Source organism: Mesobacillus sp. QJM3NY_10, assembly GCF_056173465.1.
Genome location: NZ_CM149675.1, coordinates 2,215,585 through 2,239,151, shown reverse-complemented (window position 1 = coordinate 2,239,151; position 23,567 = coordinate 2,215,585). Strand labels below are relative to the sequence as shown.

At 35.2% G+C, this 23,567-nt stretch carries 15 protein-coding genes; 2 read left to right on the top strand and 13 right to left on the bottom strand.

Features of this window, described 5'->3' with window-relative positions:
• Nucleotide 1 precedes the first annotated feature (1 nt).
• Nucleotides 2-2,770 (bottom strand): AAA family ATPase, encoded by a 2,769-nt coding sequence (locus AC0VX7_RS11220; protein ID WP_475427895.1) that lies wholly within the window; start codon nt 2,768-2,770, stop codon nt 2-4.
• Nucleotides 2,771-2,997: 227 nt separating this feature from the next.
• Here AC0VX7_RS11220 and AC0VX7_RS11215 point away from each other — a divergent pair, with 227 nt between their 5' ends.
• Complete coding sequence (locus AC0VX7_RS11215; RefSeq protein WP_475427894.1) at nt 2,998-3,558, top strand: hypothetical protein; 561 nt, start codon at nt 2,998-3,000, stop codon at nt 3,556-3,558.
• A 49-nt stretch (nt 3,559-3,607) separates the two neighbouring features.
• Here AC0VX7_RS11215 and AC0VX7_RS11210 read toward each other — a convergent pair whose 3' ends face one another.
• From AC0VX7_RS11210 to AC0VX7_RS11195, 4 genes are all read right to left on the bottom strand, one after another.
• Complete coding sequence (locus AC0VX7_RS11210; RefSeq protein ID WP_475427893.1) at nt 3,608-5,284, bottom strand: hypothetical protein; 1,677 nt, start codon at nt 5,282-5,284, stop codon at nt 3,608-3,610.
• A gap of 178 nt (nt 5,285-5,462) precedes the next feature.
• Nucleotides 5,463-6,224 (bottom strand): DUF6339 family protein, encoded by a 762-nt coding sequence (locus tag AC0VX7_RS11205; protein ID WP_475427892.1) that lies wholly within the window; start codon nt 6,222-6,224, stop codon nt 5,463-5,465.
• Between the two features lie 2 nt (nt 6,225-6,226).
• Entirely contained in the window at nt 6,227-7,072 is an 846-nt protein-coding gene (locus AC0VX7_RS11200; protein ID WP_475427891.1) for a hypothetical protein, read from the bottom strand.
• Nucleotides 7,062-9,002 (bottom strand): hypothetical protein, encoded by a 1,941-nt coding sequence (locus AC0VX7_RS11195; RefSeq protein ID WP_475427890.1) that lies wholly within the window; start codon nt 9,000-9,002, stop codon nt 7,062-7,064. Before AC0VX7_RS11195 ends, AC0VX7_RS11200 begins: the two co-directional genes overlap by 11 nt.
• Before the next feature lie 217 nt (nt 9,003-9,219).
• Between AC0VX7_RS11195 and AC0VX7_RS11190 the strand changes: the two genes are divergently transcribed.
• On the top strand, nt 9,220-9,618 hold the full coding sequence (locus tag AC0VX7_RS11190; RefSeq protein ID WP_475427889.1) for a (deoxy)nucleoside triphosphate pyrophosphohydrolase: 399 nt from the start codon (nt 9,220-9,222) through the stop codon (nt 9,616-9,618).
• Between the two features lie 37 nt (nt 9,619-9,655).
• Here the strand turns inward: AC0VX7_RS11190 and AC0VX7_RS11185 are convergent, their stop codons facing one another.
• From AC0VX7_RS11185 to AC0VX7_RS11150, 8 genes are all read right to left on the bottom strand, one after another.
• Nucleotides 9,656-12,088 (bottom strand): DEAD/DEAH box helicase family protein, encoded by a 2,433-nt coding sequence (locus AC0VX7_RS11185; RefSeq protein ID WP_475427888.1) that lies wholly within the window; start codon nt 12,086-12,088, stop codon nt 9,656-9,658.
• The gene (locus AC0VX7_RS11180; RefSeq protein ID WP_475427887.1) at nt 12,081-12,407 is read right to left on the bottom strand and encodes a nucleoside triphosphate pyrophosphohydrolase; all 327 of its coding nucleotides are present in this window, start codon (nt 12,405-12,407) and stop codon (nt 12,081-12,083) included. Before AC0VX7_RS11180 ends, AC0VX7_RS11185 begins: the two co-directional genes overlap by 8 nt.
• 262 nt (nt 12,408-12,669) lie before the next feature.
• On the bottom strand, nt 12,670-15,753 hold the full coding sequence (locus tag AC0VX7_RS11175; protein WP_475427886.1) for a type I restriction endonuclease subunit R: 3,084 nt from the start codon (nt 15,751-15,753) through the stop codon (nt 12,670-12,672).
• 15 nt (nt 15,754-15,768) lie between these two features.
• On the bottom strand, nt 15,769-17,028 hold the full coding sequence (locus AC0VX7_RS11170) for a restriction endonuclease subunit S (protein ID WP_475428140.1): 1,260 nt from the start codon (nt 17,026-17,028) through the stop codon (nt 15,769-15,771).
• Complete coding sequence (locus tag AC0VX7_RS11165) at nt 17,028-19,787, bottom strand: type I restriction-modification system subunit M (RefSeq protein WP_475427885.1); 2,760 nt, start codon at nt 19,785-19,787, stop codon at nt 17,028-17,030. The genes AC0VX7_RS11170 and AC0VX7_RS11165 overlap by 1 nt, the downstream gene beginning before the upstream one ends.
• Nucleotides 19,788-20,643: 856 nt before the next feature.
• Nucleotides 20,644-21,495: a GIY-YIG nuclease family protein gene (locus AC0VX7_RS11160; RefSeq protein ID WP_475427884.1), complete on the bottom strand. Its 852-nt coding sequence runs from the start codon at nt 21,493-21,495 to the stop codon at nt 20,644-20,646.
• Between the two features lie 432 nt (nt 21,496-21,927).
• On the bottom strand, nt 21,928-22,371 hold the full coding sequence (locus tag AC0VX7_RS11155; RefSeq protein ID WP_475427883.1) for a hypothetical protein: 444 nt from the start codon (nt 22,369-22,371) through the stop codon (nt 21,928-21,930).
• A 47-nt stretch (nt 22,372-22,418) separates the two neighbouring features.
• A complete protein-coding gene (locus AC0VX7_RS11150; protein WP_475427882.1) occupies nt 22,419-23,459 on the bottom strand; it encodes a hypothetical protein in 1,041 nt (346 codons plus the stop codon).
• Between the last annotated feature and the right edge of the window lie 108 nt (nt 23,460-23,567).

Here is a 23,567-nt window from a genome sequence, read left to right as displayed (position 1 = left end):
TTTACTCCTTAATATGAAAAAAGTCTCTAGTGAATTCCAAAAGTCTACCTTTTTCAATTCCATCCAGTTGTCCCAATTTATCAACAAACTCTGTTATTTCATATTCCTGCAGGCCTTCGAATTGTGGAAGCACATATAGAATGACAGCAGATGTAAAATCTCCATCTTCTTCAGTAAACTTTGCTAAATCCTCAATAATAGCCGGACCAATTTGTCTGTAGTCATTAATATACGCCCAAACTTGAGCAAGAACTTCGGAATAGTTGTAATCATGAATTCCCCATAAAGGCAAATAGGAGTCAACAACTTCTTCACTTATTCCCTTCGGTACTCCGACTGGGATAAACGCAAATCGCCTCATAAAAGCGTAACTCATTTCATATAAAGATGCTTTATCAATGGTGTTCATCGTTCCAATTAAGCGCCAATCTTCTGGAATTATATATTCATAATCATTTGGGATAACTTGATCCACCCTCTTTTCCGGAATCACCGAGATGCTCTGACCGCTCTTCCCCTGAAAACTAAGGGTAATCTTATCTCCAGTTAGAGCTGAGAACATTGCACCAAATGCCTTATCAATATCAGCTCGGTTCATCTCATCAATGATTAGCCACCTGTTCAAGGGCTTGTTAGTCTTGGAATCCTTGAAACAGTTCAGGAACAAGCCTTGTTGGAAAGAAAGGGTTCCATCAGAATTAGGACGGTTACCACCAATCGTTTCATAAGTTGACCAATCAGAGGTCGCTGTTGTCATTTCATAACCAACATCAAAGCTGCGGCATATTTCTTTCGCCATTTTTGACTTTCCAGTTCCCGGAGGACCAATCAGTATGATGTTCTTACCATTTGACAGAGCAGTCTTAACCTGCTTAAGGATTAACTCTTTATCTTCGAAATGAAGCCCGTTTATCTCAACCTCTCTCGTAAAATCAACTGAGGGAATCTCAACTTGATACTCTTCCACGACTGGCTCTTCGATAGCAAGTATAGCTTCATATTCCTCTTTCGTAAGCGGGAATAAGCTGCCCTGTGCGGCATTCTTAACTGCAGCGCTTTCCTGGAGTTCTTCTACATTGATAATTTGTTCCCAGGTAATCGGAGAAACATCTTTTACAAACTTGAAGCTAACTCCCTTTACAGGTTCCGAAAACCCTGGCTCTGATTCAGTGTGGAGACCTTTCGTCACCTCTCCTTCACCAACAATTTCCTTCCTTGGAGTTGATTCGTAAAATATGACTTTATCACCAGGAGCAGCTGTTTCGAATGCATTAAAAATCCTTCTTTTATTTCCCTTTTCATTAAAGGCTGTATAAAATACTTCTCCTCCATCCTTAATCTTGTCTACTGACCAAATAGAAGGGTTTGCAGTCATCCAGAAGTATTTAATGTCCTTCCCCTCCTCAATCATAAATTCTTCCTTAGGTTCATGAATTTCTTCATTACCTGGTACCTGGTTTTCTTTCAAGAACCGCTGATATACTTGCTTGAATTTCAACTCTAATTTGCCGTAAGTAAAATCTGTAATATCTTCAAGGGTATCAATATCCCAGGCAGCTTCCCTTTTTGGATGTTCAGAACCGTAGCCTAGTCCGTAACGAATATGTCCAGAATCAATACTCAAGAAGAGCTGGGCCGCCTTCTTATGACTATCTTTTGCTTTCGGATATACGGCCAGCCAGGCTTCCGAGCCACCATAATTCTGATTCCATCCAAAACCATTTATAGATTTATGCTCTTCGAATTCACCTTCATCAAACCCATCTATATGACGAATACACTCATGGAGATTTGCCAGTGAATTCTGCACTCTTTCTTTAATAGGATGATAATAAATTTGGAAAAGGATACGGAAATTATTCCAGACCTGAAGGATATTTGTATCGTATTCTTCATTCACCTGCTGCTTAATCTGTTCCAGATGATCTAGGGTCAAAGTTTTCTGTTCTAGCCATTGATCCAGCAGCAAAAAACGAATACGGTTAACCTTTATGCCTGTTCTGTAAAAGTTCCTTCTTTCCTCTAGATCCTTTTCATCCATTTCTTTTATCTCATTCAGGAACAACTCATCATTTTCCATGAACTCACGAAAGCGAACCGCAACACTATACAAATATTCCGCTGAGACTTCAGCTATCAAAGTATAATAATAGGTGGCGCTGAACAGCATATCCTGGACATCCAGCATGGATAAATCATAGCCTTGTTCCTGGACATATTCCTGCACAACTTGGCAAATCTCATAAAAGAAAACATAGTTTTGAGTGATAGTACCAAGCTTTTTATTTATACCGAACTTCCTTTTTATCTCTTGTAAGACTTCTTCTTTATACAACGGATACTTCTTGTAATCATAAGCTGCAAGCAAATAACCAAACAAAGGAGCCCCAAGAGTTTTACCATAATCTTTGCCTGCACGATAAAATTTATCTAACCTTTCCTCTAATGCAAGTGATCCATCATATAAATCCACTAGAAGATTAGCGGTAAGAACAGGCTGCTCTTCCGCAAGTTTCAAGAGATTATCGATTGAACTCCAATGAGCAAAACTGCCAGTCTGCGGATTTTTACTTTTTATATACTTAATAACAGAAACAATGTTATCAGCTGAAATTGACGTTTGCTGTAAATATGTATTCAAATCACCAAGGATATCCCATTTGTATTTTTCATCGTACAATGGGTTATTTTTAAATTGTAAATAACGCTTTAAAAAAATCTCCAAGTAGTTACCTTTTAATAAAATTCTCTTTAATAAGTTATAGTCCACTACTATCCCTCCCAATGATCTATACTCTAACTTAATAGTACCTTAGTTAAAATTTAATTAAAAACGTAAAGCCAGGTTAGGGATAAATGAATTTTTTCATGAAAGCCGATAGAGAAACTAATCTGCTCAACAGTTAATCTTTCGAAGTTACTCTATTGAAATAAAGTAAACAATAGAATACACTACCGAAGTACAAAGAAATTTACCAAGAAAGAGGGATCAACAGGTTGAAAGAACTTAAATTAGAATTGTCCCGATTTAAACTTAAAGATTTTATTGATGTGTCAATGAAAAGTGGCAAAGCTTTTTTAAATGTGCCTGCTTTTTTAGTTACTAATATTTCAGAATTTGATTTTGATGATTGTTATGACAAGTATGAAGAAGCAAGTTTAGATTTGATATATAATGAATTATTATCTGGAAAGTACCTATTTGTTACTTTCTGCGATTGTGGAGTTAACTATCCAAATGTCGGTTGTATCGACGGTGAAGAATATCAAACCATCAGTGAAGATGAGGTAGATGATTTCTTAGAAGATGATGAAAGAGAAGACTTTATTTTCACTAATAATCTCAATCTAGGGGAAACAAGTAATGTAGGCTTCTTATTACAATTAAAAGAAGGCCTGCTTACAATTCAATCAGCACAATTTTATATGGACGCTACAGGAGGATTAGGTCCTTCTTCAGTTGCTCATTTGGTACGATATTCAGCAATTGAAACTCGAGAGGATTTGGAAGTTTTCGAAAACCCTATGAAGAAGTATCTAAATAAATTTACGATCTAAACCACAAAAGAAACGCTATATTCGGCGTTTCTTTTTGTGCTTTAAAAGTTTACACTGTTGGCCAATTAAAATCTTTATTGTAATACTCTTTTTTTAGCTTAGCCAAATCATATTCCCATTCCGTGATAGCATTATGATATTTATTAACTCCATTTTTTTGACCTTTTCGCAGCCTAACATTATAGGCAATTATGTTAGCAACCTTTTTTAGACTTAATGTTGGTACTGCTTTCTGGAGAATCTCCCACCTCCTGACTCTTGTTAGTCCAGTAATTTGGTATCCCATTAATTTTAGTGCACTATTTTCATTTAATGATTTATCATCGTTTTGATCAATAACTGATACAGGTTTTTCGGCTAATACTGTTTCTGGCCATTTAAAATTATTTGTTACTGAGTTATAGATTTCCTTAACTTTTTTCTCATCAAGTAAAAGTCCATTTAATTTTTTTCCTTTTGCGATCAGAGGAAAGTGCTCTTCTTTCATATGTTCCCAATCTTTTTCAAGAATAAATGCTTCTTTCTTAGAATTATCCTTCTGAAGTATTGAAACCTGACCATATCCAAATACCAGGTTGTCATTTTTTCCTTGAAAGAGAGGAATTAGAACTTTTTTTCTGGATAGGTGATACTTTTTATTAAAATATTGCTCTTGGTCCTCATTTATAATGATTAATTTATTATCATATAGTTTAAGAGCTTTATATTTTTCAATTTCTGTTTTAATCTTGGATTCTACCTTTGTTATAACCTCTTCTTTTTCTATATCTTTCAGAACTGTCCCATCATTAAACTCCTGTACTCGTACTTTATATTCTTCCATATTAAAATTTATATTTCCATTTATACTATCGTATAGATAAAAATAGAGAGACAGATCTTTAGTTGACTCTTCAAACCACTGAAGACTAGCAGATGATTTCTCTATCAATTTTTCATCCAAATCATATAAGAATGAATACCATAAAAGAGAAATAAAGTCTTCCTTGGTAAAAGAACTTTCTAGAAAGGTCCACTCTTCTTCAAACATATGATTAAAAGTATCTTTTACCTCTACCTTCAAATTATAATAGTGACACACTCTTATATAAGCATTAATTATTTCAGGTTCATTTAGATAAAAAATGGTATCCATTACCTTATAAAAGTTCTTATTGATAAAACCTTTTATAATATCTTTAATACTACTCTTAGATAGCTGACAGAGCAGATTTAAAGAACTTATATATAGTTCGTCTACATTACTATCATTATCAATTAAATGCTTACTAATATAAATATTCGTTAAAACCTCTTTTACTAACTGGTGAATTCTTGGATCATTATGTTCTAGAGGTCTTTGATTGTGTTCAATTAGATTAATTATGTAAATTGCTTTATTAAGATCTTGTCCATCAAGAAGTATTTGATTCAAACTTGAAAGTAATATTAAAGCGTCTTCTATAACATTAGACAAACACCACTCGTCGATTACTTCATAAGTAACCCCGTTGTTTAATTGATGGATATATTGAAGTAAGTTTTCATATTTGCTTTTATAATCACTCTGTTCATTTTGAGATAGTAGCTTAGCCTTCAGAATCATATTTTCACTTTTTATCTCATTGAAGTCTTTTTTTAATTGCAATATTTGTTTATTGAGATCATTAATTCTTTCCTCGTAATTTGCTGAAAACTTGTCTATTTCATTGCCCAACAATGTCATAATTGTATTTTTACTTACCACAAATTAGCCCTGCCTTCTGTCAATACTAAAAAACTTATCATCGATGACATAAAACACCTGAGATTATTTTATAATTTATTTTTATTTACATACTATTATCTTACCATGAAAATTATCGAATTGATTAGATGTTAGTATCATTAAATAAAGCATACCCAAACATCGGGTATGCTTCATTTTACACTGTCTGTTCCAATACCAGCCCATAATACTTAGCCAAATACTTATCGATCATATTCTCTACTTCATCAGTCGTTAGCATATCCAAAACCATTGCCCCGCCGACTACATTCAGGTATTTATTAGCTTGAACAAAGTGATCGCGTTTAATGCTGACACCGTTCTTCTGTAACTTTATTAGTGACCTAAATATCCCTTTTGTGATATTAGGGTTAGATGTGAAGTTGCTAGAGAAAAAGACTACACTTCTGGCTGAGAAATCTTTTTCACAGAAGAACTCAGTTAACCAATAAGGATTTTCCTTATTAGTTTCGTCATATGTCATGTATCCTACCCACCAAAGGCGCGCCAGGATATGAACGAATAGAGATCGCTTATTACCGTTTTTGAAAAATAAAGCGGTATTGATACGGGTATCGTTTTCACCTTGTAACTCATTTTTTAAACGGTAAAAGGAGAAATCCCTGAATTGCAAATGAGCTAAGCCGGCCCATAATCTTTCTTGAGTCGCTTGGGAAGCAGTTAAGTGCTTTAATGCATCATATATATTCTTCACATTTTCCTGGTCACTCATTGAGTAATCTTCATCCATATTCAAAGATGGCACCTCAAAGATAATACTTGACTCTAAAACTCGTCCTTCTTCCTTAAAGTACTCGTCAAACCAGTTATGATCTGCTTTATAATAATTTATCTTATAAGCATCATAATTCGTTCTAAGGTCCATCAATGTTTCATCTGTGATAAATTTGAGTTTCAATGTTATTCCTCCGCATGGTTGAGTTTTTCAATCTCTTCAAAGCTCGTCTTCAAAGGTTTCCTTAAGACCATTTGAGCAGCTTGCAATGCAGAAAAAGTATCCGAGCCAACATCCTCAAGTTTGTGATTGTTTTCATCAAAAATCTTCTCTAACACTTGATACCAGGTGTATTCATCAAAGTCACCATGACTGTCCTTGATTTTTGAAAATATATAAACCAGTGCTGGCATAAACACAGCAGACAAGATTGTGTTTTTCAAACGAGAGTTTGCATTACCTGCATATTGATTATATTCATACTCAGGGAGTGAAATGGTTATGTTATTCGAATTCAACTCAACATCCATCATCTCTTTCTTTTGAGACTTAGTAACCGTGATGATAGAAGGCAAGTTTAGTAATTCAGCATTGTCTTCAAATAAAGTAGTTTCAATAGCCTCCCCAATTGCAAGGAAGTTTCCTTTCTCAAAAGTAACTGGGAAACCTTTATACCACTCACTCAATGAATCATTAGTATAATTCTCAATTCTATCTTTTGCGATAATGAATGAATGAATTTGTATTTTCCCTCTTAACTTATTCGAAGGGATACTAATATCCAGTGTATTGTCATAAGACTCATAGGCTTGACGGAAACTTGTTTGGCCGCATTCTACATGGATTAGAAATACACCTAAACGTTTCGCAATCAATTCTTTAATCCCTTCGTTTTCCAATTGGAAGAAGGAGCTAATCTTTACTACCCCAAACGCCACCGAAACTTCAATTCTTGTATGGAAGCTTGAATTAGTATAATCTTCATTGTTCATATAAAGAACTGGATATGGGTAGGCTTGACTAATTTTCATACAGCTCCACCTCCATCACACAGTAATCCGAATAATCAATCTCGACTTCCAGCATAAAGCTTTTATTCGCTTTAAGAGATTGCAAGTAGATTGTATTGGCGCTATATTTCTCTACAACAACCTCTGAGTTATCAGTAGCTGCTTTTTTAATCGGAAGATCATAATCACTTTGTTCACCCATAACTTTAAAGACCAATCTTCCATTGGATAGGGATTTTTGAGGAGTAACCATGAATCGGTATTTGCCATCATTCTTATCGACACAAATATACCGTTGCTGGATGTGAATAGGCTTTTTACTTGGTTTACGTTCTTTCTTCTTATCCAAGTCACCTTTGTCATTATCATCCATCTCATTATTCCCACCTGGATTAGTGGACCCACCGCCTGCATCTCCACCGCCGCTGTGTTGGCCAGTACCATTTCCACCCTGCTCTCCGGTTGGAGTGATACCAAACTCGCCCTGTAACTGCTCCTCTATATCTTGCTCTTGCTCTCCTTTAGTAACGGATTTTTTCTTTGGCTCTTCTTTCTTCTGTTTTGATACAATCGACTTCACTGAAGAAGTCAGAGATTCGGTTTTATTTCTTCCATCGTTAGAAAGTAAATTTTTATTAGGAAGAAAATCACTTAATCCAACAGCATCCATACTATCCGTTATTTTTTCCTGGAAAAGTTCATTAACCGTCTTCCTGATATAACTTCTTAACTCAGAATATATCTTTTTAGCTAATTTAGGATTCTTCTCATATCTCTCTGGTGACCATTCATTATGAGCAGGGTTTTCCATTTGCTTAAAGATATTATTCATATTGGTTCCAGTAATCATTAAAATCCCTGTAAAAGAAATGCTTCCACTAATGTTTTTCTGTTCAAAAAGACGCATACCAGTTTTTCTCGTCATTAAAACCCGTCTGTTCAAATCTTCCCCGTTTAGTAAAAGCAGCTCCGCTTCTCCCTCTTCAAAGGAAATCCTATGGTTATAGGTTTTAGCAGGGTACTTTAATTTTTTGGTTTTATCTGAGATTAGGAGGTTAAAATAATTTTTAAGGATTTCATTCTCCTCATTACTCTCCAACTCTGTAATTAATTGCCCGACATTTTCATGATCGATTTCAAAATCATTAATCCTAACGATCAACTTTCTTTGAAAGATGGTAATGAAAAAGTTATGCAACACAGACTTTTTCACTTCTGTTTCCCAATCCTCTACTGGTTCAAAAGCGGAGATATAAATATCTGTCCCTGTTTCAGTTCGAACGTATCCAGGATCTAGTTGAAAAGTTCCTGGTATAGCCAAAGATTTTTCATTATAAGTAAAGTATCCATTCCCAAGAGTAATCTGAATTTCATCCTTTTTGAAGGACATGATGTTCGCTACACCGATAAAGGATTCATAGCCCGTTATGTCTTTCGAAGAATAAAAAAGTGTCCTTAAGTTTGAGTTTAGAAACGGAGCGGATTTTCCAATACCAAAACTACCGCCAGAACTCTCTCCTTTATTAGATGACCCTGCCTCTTTCACCAAAGAGCTCCAAGGTGTACCAATCTCACCTTCTCTTGCACCTTCTAGCCCTTTAGTATTAAAATCACTTATTCTAAGAAAGTTCATTTTCTCTTTTCTCAAAAGATCCTTAGCGTGATCGATAAAATCCTCACTCTTTTTATTCCTTCCACGCCAGGTATCCTCACATTTATAAAAAACATCCATCAACTGATCCTTTTCAGGAAAGTTTTTGGATTTAATTTCAAAACGTTTGAACTCCACAATAACCGGCTGATCACTATTCTTCGCTGCATCAAGAGAGTTCTGACAAACTTCCCTTGTTAAAGACTCTAATGCATTCCCTCTAAAGGTCTCAAGACCAGCATTATTAATTGAATTAATCAAACCACCAGTAGCTGCTGGAAAGTTCCAATAAGTATTCATAATTAACCCCCATTTTTTCCATCAACAACTTTTAAGAAGCATTCTATATTTGCTATATTAATAGTATATTTACACTAGTTATTATTTTAACATATAAAGACCCTTCCACTAGATGTTTTACATAAATTAGGATAAGCCAATAGGATGCTTAAGGGGAATTTTTATTGGATATTATCTAAATGTTATTATCTATATAGAATGACCCTTGGAGGAACTAATGAAAAAGACAATCAAAGTAGTAGCAGCAATTATTGAGAATGAGGAAAAAGAGATATTATGTGCACTAAGATCCCCTAAAATGTCTCTCCCGAATATGTGGGAGTTTCCAGGAGGCAAAGTAGAAAAAGATGAGGATATTTACACTGCATTAAAAAGAGAGATTGAAGAAGAATTGAATTGTAAAATTGAAACTGCCTTTAGAGTATATAACCAGACGACCCATGAATATGAGTTATTTATTATTAATTTAATTTGCATTAAATCTACAATAGTGAATGGTTGCCCCACACCGAATGAGCACTCAAAATTAATCTGGTTAAAAAGAGAGAACCTTTCATCCCTTAGATGGGCACCAGCTGATCTTCCAGCAGTAGAGCAACTATGCCATGAAAAATAGTCTCCTCATATAGAGGAGACTATAGTTAATTGGATATTTAATTGGTGGCATTATTAGCTTTTCTTTCAAAGTGTACATGCAAACGATATTCCGCAATTTCTTGTGTCCAATTGTAAAGAATTTCTTGATCTTCATCTAATACATCAAAATTGATCTTGAAAGTTCCATCCGAAAAATCAGTTAACCCGTCTTCTCCACGATTCCACATAGTCATTGGCATCGTTTCAATCAGCTTCCTGACTCCTTTTTCGTTATATTCCCAAAGCTTTTTCGAAGATTTATCAGAAAAGTCTATTCTTTTCCTGTATTCTGTTTCAGTCAAGTAATGATGGAAAAATGGAGCCACTTCTTTTGAAGTGATCGGTTTAAACCATTCTGAAATTCCTCGTTGTAGCATTGCCAACAAGAGAACCATTTTGTAGCTTTTAGACATGCTAGTTCTTTCAACTTCAACCAACCAATACTCATAACGCTCAAATACTACCTTTTCTTCCTCACTTAACTCATTTGCCCAGTCTAAGAAACCCACATAGGAGTTAAACTCCTGCCTATATTGTGACGAATCCGAATGTCCCTTTAGATGCAACTCAAGATAAGTAGGTCTTCTGCCAAGATCATGTTTAAGCTCCATGTAGTCATTTAACAGCCTTTCTTTGCGTGGAGATCTCTTCTTCGCCATTTCTTTAAGAAGATTGACTACCTGTAAATCCAGGTTCAACTCACAGTTTGAAGGAATTCTTGGTTCAATCTTCTTAGACTTGCCTTCACCTCTTGCTGTATCAAATAAGCTTAATTTAACATCCGCATTACGATAGTTCCCAATCAAGTCGATGATCACACAATGGTCCTTACCAGGAGCTAGTCTGAGACCACGTCCAATTTGCTGTGTAAAAACAGTCAATGACTCTGTCGGCCTTACAAATAGAAGTGTATCTACTGGTGGAATATCCACACCTTCATTGAATAAATCAACAGTAAAAATGATATCCATTTCTCCAGCTTCAAGCATTTTTATGGCATCGGCACGACCAACTTCTTTTTGTTGTGAATGAACGCTGACTGTTTTATAGCCTTGTTTGTTAAAAAAGCTAGATAAAAAGTTAGCCTGCCGGATGGAAGAAGAGAAACCAATTGTCCTTGACTGTTTTTTATCTTCCCATGCTTTAAGTATTTTTGATGCCATCTCTTCTTTTAACTGTACGTGAAGTAGTTCTTCTTCATCATAACGTGTTCCTAACCAGGTAATTTGGCTATAGTCCGTTTCATCATATACTCCATAATATTTAAACGGAGCAAGCCATTTACGATTAATGGCATCAAGGAAATCCAGTCGGTATGCTACGTTTCCATCACAAATCGCATACACATCCTTATTGTCATTACGATCAGGAGTTGCCGTAATTCCAAGTAAGAATTCAGGTTTAAAATAGTCCAAGACCCTCTGATAAGATTCAGCTGCTGCATGATGAAATTCATCCACTATGATCAGGTCAAATTCATCTGGACTGAATCTCTCAATATGCATTTTCATACTTAAAGTATAAATGGAAGCAAAAATAGCATCTGCTTCGCTATCCTTGTACTTTCCGTTATATATCCCATACTTTTTGTTAGGCATTATATTTTTGAATGATTTTCTCGCCTGGTAAAGAATCTCTTCCCTATGGGCAATAAATAAGACCTTATTAAAGTCCTTTGCAAAAAAACCAGCGAGATACGTTTTCCCCAAGCCCGTAGCCATTACAACAAGTGCCTTTTGGTATTCTTCTTCCCTTGTCTTATCAAGCTCTTCAAGTGCTTCAATCTGAGCAAACCGTGGCTTTATATCTCCATACGTTTCACTTAACGGTGGATCATGAATGATTTCTGGTTGTACATTGACCTCTTTTTGAGTAGGTAACATCAAATCCAGTTCTTCAGTATCTGACCAAACCTCAGCCACATTAGGGTTTTCTTTATGGTATAGCTCAAAAGCTGCCTTATAATCCTTCAATGATTCATTATTTAACTTAACAGTCTGGTCAGCATAGAAAACTTTCAAAAACTCATTAAGCGCTTCATTGAAAGTTGTCTTATCATTACTTACTGACAGATTCCACTCAATTCCATTGTTAAGTGCAGATTTCGATAGATTCGAAGAACCTATAAACAAGCAGTCTTCAGAATCTGATTTAAACAAATAAGCTTTAGGATGAAAAGAAACACCTTTGCTCTTCCAGAGTCGAACTTCAATGTTGTCATCAATAGCTAATAATTCAGCAAGACCTTCAGGCTGAGTGATATGAAGATAATCCCCCGTACAAATCTTAATATCCGCACCAGCTTTAGCAGCACTTGCCAAAGCGTCCTTTAAAAAAGCCACACCAGATTTCATTATAAAAGAAGTCAGAATACATATTGTCGACGCCTTTTCAATTTGACTCAACAAATGACTACCTAAGTCATTTGTAATTAACTCAACCTTACTCATCTTCTACCTCAATTAAGAAAATCTTCTCTTTAAAACCACCACGCTTTTCCGCCTTTTGCTTTCGTACTTCTTCAACTTCAGCAATAGAAGAACCATGATACTCAGACAGAGCATGGATAATTTCTAATAAATCTGCAAGTTCTTCAACAGCATCTTTCTCGTTATCAGTATTAACGTATTCATCTAATTCCTCGTAGGCTTTTTTCTCGAGTTGTTCTATGTATTCAGTTTCATTTAATTTCCTAGTTGAGAATTTCTTTCCTGTATTTTCAATTACCTCTGGTATACGATCTCGTACTAATTTATTGTATATAGGCATTGTTTTCCTCCTTAACATTTTAATATAAATATAACAATATCTAGGAACATATAACAGCAAAATTGTAGTCGTTAGGATTGCCAGTAATGTTTTAGAAGTTTGGCGATTGATCCATAATAATTTATAGAGCGTCCTCAAGTTATGATGTCACCAAGTGAATGTAAAAAGAGCCAGGGAATGTATTTCCACGACTCTTATAATCAAACATATTCTATTTTTATAGGTTATTCTACTTATTATTCCTATTTAAGGCATCATTTAGTTAACTATATTTTTGCTTGGTTTCAGCAATCCACTCTGGAAGTTTGGCAGTTAGCGTCATATTATGTCTTAACAAATTGCCAGCCGATTGATTTATTGCCTTGCTAAAATCAATACTACTAATAAGTTCATTAATGTAAGGAACAACATCAGGCTGTGAAGTAGAATAGGTATTCACTGATTTTAAAAGCAACTCACTATCTAATCCCCACTCTGAAGAAAAACTAATAACCGCGTCCTTTATCTTGTCTGATTTCCAAACTTCAAAAGCCTCATCAAAGTCTAAATCCCCCGACAATTTCCCAGGCACAAGCTGAGTATTCACAAATTCCTTCAATAACCGTGCTTGCTCATGTTCCCCCATATTGCTTAACTCTTGTATTTGTTCATAAATGATACGGAGTGTTTCACTATCCACAATTTGTATGCCGTATGGTGAGGTAATCTTTGAACCAATCAAAGTAAGAATATGATGTGCATCGATTACTTGTGTTCCCGCTAACTTTGTTTTCCCTACAAGTGGATTTATTTGTGTTGGGGGAGGTGGACTGCCTGGCTTCCATGTTAAGTTTTTATAAGCACCGATGTATTGCAACCAATTATGCTCATCAATACCAAATGATAAATCATCCCACTTAAATACATAGTATTGTTCTACCAAATTTAGCTGCTCAGCTGCATCTTTAAAAGCAAGTATAAATGCTTCTTTTTTCTCCTCATGATGTTCAATTGTCTGCCATTCAGTAGGGTCAGGTAATGTCGGAATCATATCCGTGACTTTTATCGCTAATTTTTTAACAGCGGTTTCGTAGGTATCAACAATTGCCTTACTGCTCTTGCCGCCACTTCCATACAGCTTTAAAGCTGTATTCACTATTTCTTCAGTAATCCGTGGATATTGGAAATTGATAATCGTTCCAAACTCTTTATTTGAGCCAAACACGCGGTTTGTTCGTGAATACGCTTGAATCAATCCTTGAAGTTCAAGCGAACGGTCAACATAAAGCGTATTAAGACGCTTAGAGTCGTAACCTGTCAGCAACTGGTCTGCCACTATCACAAGGTCTATATTCTTAGGATTTCGTCCGCTACCGCCACGTGTAGCACGCTCTACGACATCTTCAAAATAAGCATCCTCACCGTGTTTTTTATCCCCAGCTACAAACTCAATGCCCGTAAATTCCGCATAGTCCTTAAACATACTTTTTACAACTTCTGGATCTAGTGGGGTAGGATCATTTTCGTTACCGAAACTAAATGTCATTGCTACATTCATTTCTTCTCCTCGCCCTGCCAGTTGTTTCTTAAATTCATTATAATAAGCAATGACACGATTTTTATAGGCAACTGTCAAAATCGCATTAAACTCTTTGTCTTGTGATTGCGATTCCCAGTTATTCAGAATTTCTTCCACAACCCTTGGGATATGCGTTTCATCTTGGTAAATGAGCAAGCCGTGTTTTTTAGCTTGCTTTTCAACTTCAACCTCTGACATTTCTTGAACTTTGCGTTCGATTTCTCTGTCCGTCAATTCAGGTTGTTCTTCCTTCATCTTCTCACCAAGTTGCTCCCTTAAATCATCATAACTCTTGAATTCACCAGTGTTGATATAGTCAACGTGAAAACCTAGTACATTATTATCCGCAATCGCCTCATCAATCGTGTATTGATGTAACTTAGGTCCAAAAAGTTTTTCAGTTGTATTGATGACTTCGCTTTTTTCGTTGACCTTTCCTTTGACGTTGTTTTCATCAAATAAAGGGGTTCCGGTAAAGCCGTAGAAAAGACCATTTTTCCTGAAATAGCTCTTAATCGTCCCCATCATTTGCCCCATTGTCGTGCGGTGGGCTTCATCGATGATAAAAACGATTTTCTTATCAGCTAGACTATCATCCTTTGCTTCTTCGAGTTCCTTAACTAAAGAATTCAGTTTGAATGTTGTCGTTACCACAATTCCATTTTGAGCAGACTTCAGTTTCTTTTTTAGCTGGTAGGTGAATTTCGTTTCATCGACAGAAACTGATTCATACACAGCATATGCTTTAAATTTTTCACGGGTATTTTTATCTAGCTCACGTCTGTCAACAAGGAATACGACTTTATCAAATCCCGCTCTAGTCGATAAAAACAAGGCCGTCTTAAAACTCGTGATGGTTTTACCTGATCCCGTCGTATGCCAAACAAATCCTCCATGAGGAATTTTCTCATCATTGTCCCAACCGAAAGCAGCACCTTCGATAGCTTGCAGGGCATAGACTTGATATGGACGTAATAACATATGACGCCTGCTTTCTTCTTCTTTGGCTTCGTCAATCACCAAGTAATCGCCCACCATTTGATGAGCCATTGGAATCATCAAGAAATTATCCACAACTTTTTTCCAATCGTTAATTGGTTTATTGTCTTTATCCGACCAATGAAAAACGAAGCTAGGGTTAAAATCACCTACTGTTTTTGGAGTAGCAAAATATCGTGTGGCAATTTCTGAAATAATGACCATCATCTGCGAAAAAGCCATGAAATTATTGCTGTATTCCCCGTCACGATAGTATCGCATAAACTGGCCAAATGCCTCGTCTAGCGTTTTGTCCGTACGTTTCATTTCAACATTGATTAAGGGTAAGCCGTTTATAAGTAAAACAAGATCAAATCGGTTGCTGTTTTGCGTCTGTACTTCTCTAGCAATCCGATAACTTGAGTCCCCGCCACGCACTTCGGCTTTTTTGAAGATCGTCAACGTGATTTGTTTTCTCGTAATTTTGGGATTGTCGTCACGGTAAATGCCATCAATCTTCCCCTTTGATTCTTCAATGGCTAAAATCTTCGCTGCTTCGTAGCTGTTTCGAATATGATTTACTTTTGTCATAACTTGACGGAATTCATTATCCGTCAATGCCACACCTTCAAGCTGGTCAGCATTGATCCGATTGAGTTCACTACGCCAGTGAGTAATCAAGTCCTCAACAGTCACTTTTTGCTTGTTGCCGTCTAAAAAGTCAGGTGCTTCCCATTTATATTTACTTAGTTCTTTGACAAAATTCGCTTGAAACGTTTTCTCTGCCGCACTTTTTGGAGTATTGCTCATGGCCTTTCCTCCTCACTAGACAAACATCTCATTTAGGTATGCTTTTTTAATATTTTGTAGTTTCTCCAACTTACGCTGATAAAGGGTGATGGTATTATCCATTTTTTCAAAAAACTCCCCAATTCGAATCTGCTCCTCTTTTGATTTGGGAATCTTTATATCACATTCTCCTATATCTCCAAGATTTATTTTTTTAGGAAATGCAGTATGAATAATTCTTTTGTTTAATTCATTTTTAAAGAATGGAGAACCGATATACTTTTCTAAGTATCGCGGCACAATAGACTTCGATCGAATCAGTGCTAGACTTACGTAGTATGCTAATGGCTCATCTTGTTCCACTAATGCGGTTTCACCAATAACCCCCGCTGTAATTCGGGTCATAAAAATATCATTTATCTGAGGCTTTATTTTGAACTGCTTTTCATAGTCATTTTCACTAATGTATTTGTCTGATTCCCAAATATTTTTGATGTTTTCAACACTAATAAATTTTATGCCTTCATCTGTGTATTTAGGTGTTTGATGAGTTCCATCATAATAATCAGCCACATCCGATAACTTACACTGCTCCCAATTCTGTGTAAATCCTGTAAATCTCCGTTTTGGCACAAACTCACCTTCAGCGGGAAACATTTCAGAAAGATAAGCAGCTTTTAATGCTTTCGTCTTTTCTAACTTACGCTGATGAAGGGTAATGAGGTGGTCCAGGTTTTTGAAAAAGGCTCCAATCTTAGCTTGTTCTTCAAGATTTGTTGGTACGGTAACTTTCAACAGTGATATTGATTTTTGACTTACACCTTTAGCTGTTCCTCCACTAGACAAAGCAGATAGTTCTTTAAATACCTTCTGAGAGCGTAAAAGTACAGCAAGAAAGTCATCGGTAATCTTTTCAGGATTAACATCAAAAGCAATTGTTCGCTGACTTAGGATATAGCCTTTATCATCAGGCACTTGAGCCACATTTCCCATTGGTGCTTCAGTTGTAAAAAGCACTTGTCCCTTTCTTAATTCACGTCCAGTCATCCATTTATCGTATAATTCTTGATTTCCATAATGAGCATCTACACTAGGGTCAATGTATCCATTCTTAACATTCAAGGCGGAAAGTGCTAAATAACCAGCGTTGCTCCAGTCTAGCCCTAACTTTTTAGGTGTTCTTCCACGAAAATCAATGGTATTTTTGATATTATCAAAAAAATAGCGCTGTTCCCAACCGTGAGTGTTTTGAAATTCTTTAAATCGCCTTTTTGGTACTAATTTTGTTTGTTCTATCATGATCTCAACACCAATTCATCCATCAAGGTTTCTAATGTGTTTTCTAGACTTCTACTATCCTCATCAATCACTGACAACGTATCAGTATATCGATCGTTCAACATTTGTATTGTATTAAATTCTACTTTTAGTGATTTCTTTATCAAGCCAACTAAAGATCCAACTATGGTTCCGAACCACTTTTTATACATTAAACTATCGATCTGTTCAGTAGTTAATTCCGGAAAAATCTCAATTGTTTTCACTACTAGTGATTCCTTTTTTATTTTTAAATTTTCTTTTACTTGTTTTGCTTCTTGCAAAAGCTGCATCACTTCTATCAATTTAGCTTCGAAGCTATCGTTATTAAATACAAAAGATTCTTTTAAAGCATTTATACGTGCTACCACCTTACCTTTACCTACCGTACCATCTTTATTTGTTTCAAGTTGCGTCCAGTCAATTTCGGGATGGCTAGAAACGAAATCTAACTTTTCTTGTTTTTTAGGTTTTGGCTCTCCACCAAGAAAATCCAGATAAGTTTCTAATGACTTGATTTCCTCTGAAGTTATTGCTTGATAGGCTTGTTCTAGCTCAGACTTAACATTTTTCTCAGTAAATCCATCATTTTTCTCATTTAAGACATCATATTCCCCATCTTCTTCAGATAATGATTCCCGTATTTCTGTCAATCTGTCGTTAATGGTTTCCATTTGATCTTCTATTACTTTAATATCTTGTAATTCATCATATAATAATTCCCTTTGGATCAATTCAAATGGTAGAACTTTTCCCCTCCAACCATCTTGATCCATTCTTTTTTTATCTCCCTGCCCTTTTGTTACCATATTCGGTTCTAGGCTACGTGCAGCAGAATAGAAATCACTTAACAAGATAATTTCAGTATCATGTGCTAATGTATTTTTCCATAATTCTGCAACAATCTGGTATCCGTCATAAACATCAATATAATGGAACTCTGACAACATCGACTTGATTTCCACAAGCATTTCATCCATCAAATGAGTCAAATTACTATCTTTGTTTACATTTCGAATAATGTTAAAGTATTTATCGGTAAATGAATTGGCTCTATTTTCGATTTCTTTTGACATTTTATCAATGCGGTAGTCATTTACTATATCCTTAGTAATATCCTCAATTGGTTTTGAAAGTTCAACATAACCTTCACGTATTTCTCTCAAAGATTGTCGCAAAACATCCGACACTGTAGACTGCAAAATCTTCAAATTGTCAATGTTCTTTTGAGGGATTCCACCCAGTAGGTGAGCATCAACGTCGTGAGGAATTTCTTCATCAATCGCATTAATATAAAGAGAAGTGTTCAGTTTGTAATGATTTCCTAAGATTTTCTCACGTGTCGCTAGATGACTGTATCCTTCCTCTTCCCTACGTTCAACATATGTATCAACAATTTTTGCGATGTCCTTTTCTTGTAGGACGTTTTGTTTTCCGACTTTGATAAAGCTATGGGATGAGTCAATGAATACGATAGATTCGTCAATTTTTCGGTTCTTCTTTAAAATAATTATCACAACTGAAATACTTGTATTTGTAAATAAATTATTTGGTAAGCTGATAATGGCATCAATGTAGTTTTTGTCAATCAATCGTTTACGAATTTCGCCTTCAGCTGCACCCCGGAACAGAACCCCATGAGGCAAGACAATTGCCATCGTACCTTGTTGCCCTAAATGGAATAATCCATGTAAAAGAAAAGCAAAATCCCCTTTAGAGTCAGGTGGTAATGTCCCCGCAACTTCAAAACGAGGATCGCTGACTTTTAACCCTGCTTTGTTCCAATTCTTCGCAGAATATGGCGGGTTCATAACCACCGCATCGAATTGCACACCTTCATTGGGACGTTCTGGATCTTCTGGCCAATCTTGAGAAAGTGTATCTCCGTTATTAATGGTCATCTTTTCTGGACGAACACCATGTAGTAGTAAATTCATCCGCGTTAAATTATAGGTTGCTGTATTTTTTTCTTGCCCATAATAGTTCAAATTTTTCTGAACATCTTCAGCTAAATGCTTCTTAACTGTTAAAAGTAGGGATCCAGAACCGACAGTCGGGTCATAGATTGACCTGATGTCTGATGTTTTCGCTACGATTTGTGCCATGACTTCACTGACCTGTCGTGGCGTATAAAATTCCCCTGCTTTCTTCCCCGATTCCATTGCAAACTGACCGATAAGATACTCATAGGCATCTCCCAAAACATCACCTTTTTGCAATGCCACCATGTTCAAGTCTGCAAACAGCAAAATCAGTGCTTTGATATTTTTGCTGCGCTCGTTTAAGTTGCTACCTAAAGCAGTATCCGTTAAATCAAGCGTGGAGCTTGAGAACAACCCTTGAAAATCACTTGAATCACCAGAAACGGCAATCGTACGCTCAAAGTTATTCAGGCTATCCGTTACCTTTTGAACTTCAAAATCTCCGGAATTAATGTCCTTTAACCAAGTCTGATATAAATACTCAGGCGAAACATAATAACCGAGTACATTTTGAATCATTTTATCAAGCTGTTCGCCGTATTCTGCTCTTGCCTGTGTGTACTCCTCAACCAATTCAGATTCAGTCATCCGCCCTAAACCGCTGGTCACTTTGAATGTTTCTAAAGTCTTATCACTCAAAAACTTGTAGAACATTAATCCAAGCATGTAATCTTTGTAACGGCTAGCATCCATTGAACCACGCAGTTCATTTGCCCCGTCCCATAATCTACGTTTAATTTCTTCTGATGTAATCACTTCTTATCCCCCATTAATTTTTACTGTTTCTGCTCAATAATTGCTCTCAAATCAACATCAAGCACCAAACATATATCATCTAACTTACCATACATAAAAAAACTTGTTTAGGGCATTTTTGAAAACTGTATAGGATTCAAATTATATTTAAGGCACAAATTATTATTTTTCATTTACCTTACTCTTCACTCAAACTTTTTTTAGAAGAACTTTGAAAATTCTTTTTACCTAAGCTTCATTTAATTACTATCATCCCTTCTCCTCTATTTTTTCTATAAAATTCATTAACCATACATCACAGTCATTCACTTATATCACCAACATTTTCAATTGCTATTATACCAGCCTTTTAATCAAATCTATGAAGAATTTTAATATATATAATTAAATACTTTCTCTTTTTACTAGGTATAATCGTTGTGGTAAAGGTTCTTTTTAATCCATAAGTGATCAATTGAAATACAAACATGGGACAATGAACAATTAAAGATTGTCTAATTATAAGATTTCATAATTTACGGCACACACACATTTTCTTATTACTCAAACAATGTATGTGAACTGAAGTAATTCCTGAAATATTTTTTTTTGGACACATCGTCACCCACGTTCTACCAAATATAAACAAAAAGCCGCTCAAAAACTTGAGCAGCTAATACAATAATCACTTATCTAAAAACATATATCATTTATGACAAAACGGGACTAAAGGAAAAATTTATTAGCTTGGAAATCTATATCAATTAGTGATTTTATAATTGCAAACCTACAGGAGAATTACTTATCACCAGCATAACTCCAATGATGAATTTTTCTTCATGAACATTTTTTCTGCTACCCTCTTTTCTGCTATCTTTTATTCCACGACGTTTCTCTTTATTTCATCTAAAGTTCTACCAGCATTAGTCTTCCAGGACGTCCAGCCATTTGCTGACCTACCTAAGACAGTAGCAGCTGCAGCACTTGGAGAAGGAAAGCAATAATCTTCTTGGAACACATAACAGTCGCCCATAGCTTTTACAACTCCATCATTTATGAGATTTTCTCGTATTGTTTTACTTGAAAGGCTTTCAGTGGTATGAAGGGCCATTTGAGAACCCTTAATTACTACCATCCCCTCTTCCGTATATTCACCTTCTGCTTTTATTCCACGTCCCACACATATGAAAATCTCATCACTTTTTCTCTTATTATCATGTCGACGAAGCTCTTCAAATAATGGATAACCCAACGTGGATGTTAAAATTTTAATCGTTTCAAATATATCTAGTAGGTCGCTTCTACGCCATTCTGGCACAAAAGATTTAGCCGGTAGAGTTTGGTCTAACTTATATCTGTTGATTTCTTTAGCTTTTTCAAATGAATATCGTTCTAAAAATTTCACATCAGTTTTAGTAAATTGATTTTGAGCATTATTTGTAACAATTGCAACTGCTACCTCCCAAAAATCTTTTTCGCGATTATGTGTCTTTAAACGGTCAAAACAATTTTCGGCTTCACCAACGTAGACTCTTTTTTTAGCCTCGTCTTCATCTTGTCCAAACAAAAAATATACCCCAACATTTCTAATTTCTTCTCTTTCTGCAGCTTTTTCTAATTCATTTCTTGGAATAAAAATTGCTTGTACAGTACGATTAGTAATTTCAGCTATTTTGATTCCTCTAGGAGAACCAAATGGTAAGTATATTTGGATCGTTTTCCCTAACATTTAAATCCACCTCATTTTAGATACAATCCCAAGTGTAAATCATTATAAATAAATGAGAATTCAGTAATATTTTAACATAGTTCTTTAATTTCATTATTAAAGTAATTAATTTCTGAGAAAAACCTTATTACAATTTGCAACCTTTGAATTTGTTGCTTCAAAAACACTTAATAATAATTCCTTAATTTAAAAGTTTAAATTGTTCTAATAAACTTCTCTTTTATCTTGTCAGTATATATTATGTATGGGTTGATTCTGTCTCTTTTATAAATATGTAAACCACTCTCTGAATGTGACGCCAATATGCCCTATGATTGCCCTCCCGTCAAAACCTGTGAAGTATTGTGTAAATATATTAATGAGTAACACTTTATAAAATTAGTTCACTATATATTTATATGGAGTTATATGACGTTTATAGGTTAAACCCTTTTAACTTATCCCCAATTTTTTCTTCGATTCATCCGTTAGGAATTTAAGCGGCACCTCAGAATTAACAAAGCGATATTCCCCAATTGACTCGAATTCATCATGTGTTAGTATACCAGGGACCTCATATTCATGCCCCTCATGGATAAAAGATTTCGGAATAAAAACTTTTAACTCGTCTTTAGAATATGCCTTGTCGGCTACTTTTTTTACTGGGATTAATCCTTCCTTCACCATTTTTTCACTATCAAAAAATAAAGGAAAAACATCTTCTTTCGTTATCTTCTTTTGTTCAGCATAGCATTTTATTAACGCTTCACTTCCTGTATACACTTCGAAAGATACAAGCTGGTCGTCAATCTTTCCAGGTTTATCTGCTGGAAGAAGACAACCACTTTTTAAAATTAGTGGAAGTTTATCTACTGTAGTTAAATGTCTTAGTATCATTAGCAAAAGGCTCCTCTTCAATCTATACTGTATAGAATGGATTGTTTTTAATGTACTAGTTTACTACTATCTAGTAATTGGTATAACTTAAAATATATATGGCCCTGGCGTTTGGGTGCTTTTGGTTCATGACTTAGGGTTATCTTTTCATCATTTGATAACATATAAAATCGCAGTTTTCCCTTGGCCCATTTTTCTTTTTTTATCATCTCATAATAATCAACTATTCTATCTGCATAGAGAGGATATGTTTTTTTTACTACAGTTTTAAAAGAGGGTAAATCCACATCAATTATTAGAATATCGTCAATCTTATAAAGGGTGTCCATCAATCCACCTTTTGCTCTAAAAGTAATAAACATAGCATCCTTATAACTATAGGAGTCTGGACAGGAGTGAATATTATATTTCATTATTGCTTTAATTGTATTCCTTGCACCCACAGACAGTACTTCTTCTTCATAAAAAAACATGGTTTTATTAACTCCTATAATTGATTTTAAAAACTCTTCTAGAAGGTTATGTTCCACTTTTGAATCTAATTTGTTTTTTATTTTATTTTTTGTTTCTATTAAAACTTTTACAATATCTGTCCAGGTTAAACTTAAGAAATTCTTTTTGAGTAATAATTTATTCTTCGTTAAAGCAATCACAATTTTAGGTCGATTTGCAAAGTCTTGAAAGTTTTTTTTATTTAGATATTTTGATAGCTGTCTTTCAATACTCTTTCCATTCGCAGTAACATCTAATCCTTTTGCTTCAATAACCGTTATTAATTGGGGTTGATTCGATTTATAGAAGGTAAGAGTAATATCTCTCCTAAGTCTCCCATCATCAGAAAGCATTTCCCCATCAATTCTGATATAATCACAATCCTTAATATATTTTCCTATTTTCCCCTTAATTAATGGTAAAGAAAATAAATCATGACGAAACTCCGGACAGTGAGTAAGTAAATAAGCTAAACTTTTAGTTTGTTTAGTTTCATTGTTCTTCCCTGATACCATTTCAAAGAAACTAGTATCCCCACCTATACTAGCACCTTTTTTATACAGTTTAAAACCAGCCGCCATACTCTTAACTTTCATGTAGACTTCTCCCTAATTAATAGAACTATTTATTTTTAGTAGTTTCTCTTTTAAAAATTTTACGTCGTCTTCTAAATCTAAAACATGCATTTTATCATTCCAATTAGG

Bases quoted from the DNA above. Each gene is read 5' to 3' on its own strand.
- AC0VX7_RS11200 (WP_475427891.1), bottom strand. From the start codon at position 7,072: ATGAAAATTAGTCAAGCCTACCCATATCCAGTTCTTTATATGAACAAT.
- AC0VX7_RS11180 (WP_475427887.1), bottom strand. From the start codon at position 12,407: ATGCCTATATACAATAAATTAGTACGAGATCGTATACCAGAGGTAATT.
- AC0VX7_RS11185 (WP_475427888.1), bottom strand. From the start codon at position 12,088: ATGAGTAAGGTTGAGTTAATTACAAATGACTTAGGTAGTCATTTGTTG.
- AC0VX7_RS11150 (WP_475427882.1), bottom strand. From the start codon at position 23,459: ATGAAAGTTAAGAGTATGGCGGCTGGTTTTAAACTGTATAAAAAAGGT.
- AC0VX7_RS11155 (WP_475427883.1), bottom strand. From the start codon at position 22,371: ATGATACTAAGACATTTAACTACAGTAGATAAACTTCCACTAATTTTA.
- AC0VX7_RS11175 (WP_475427886.1), bottom strand. From the start codon at position 15,753: ATGAGCAATACTCCAAAAAGTGCGGCAGAGAAAACGTTTCAAGCGAAT.
- AC0VX7_RS11190 (WP_475427889.1), top strand. From the start codon at position 9,220: ATGAAAAAGACAATCAAAGTAGTAGCAGCAATTATTGAGAATGAGGAA.
- AC0VX7_RS11160 (WP_475427884.1), bottom strand. From the start codon at position 21,495: ATGTTAGGGAAAACGATCCAAATATACTTACCATTTGGTTCTCCTAGA.
- AC0VX7_RS11195 (WP_475427890.1), bottom strand. From the start codon at position 9,002: ATGAATACTTATTGGAACTTTCCAGCAGCTACTGGTGGTTTGATTAAT.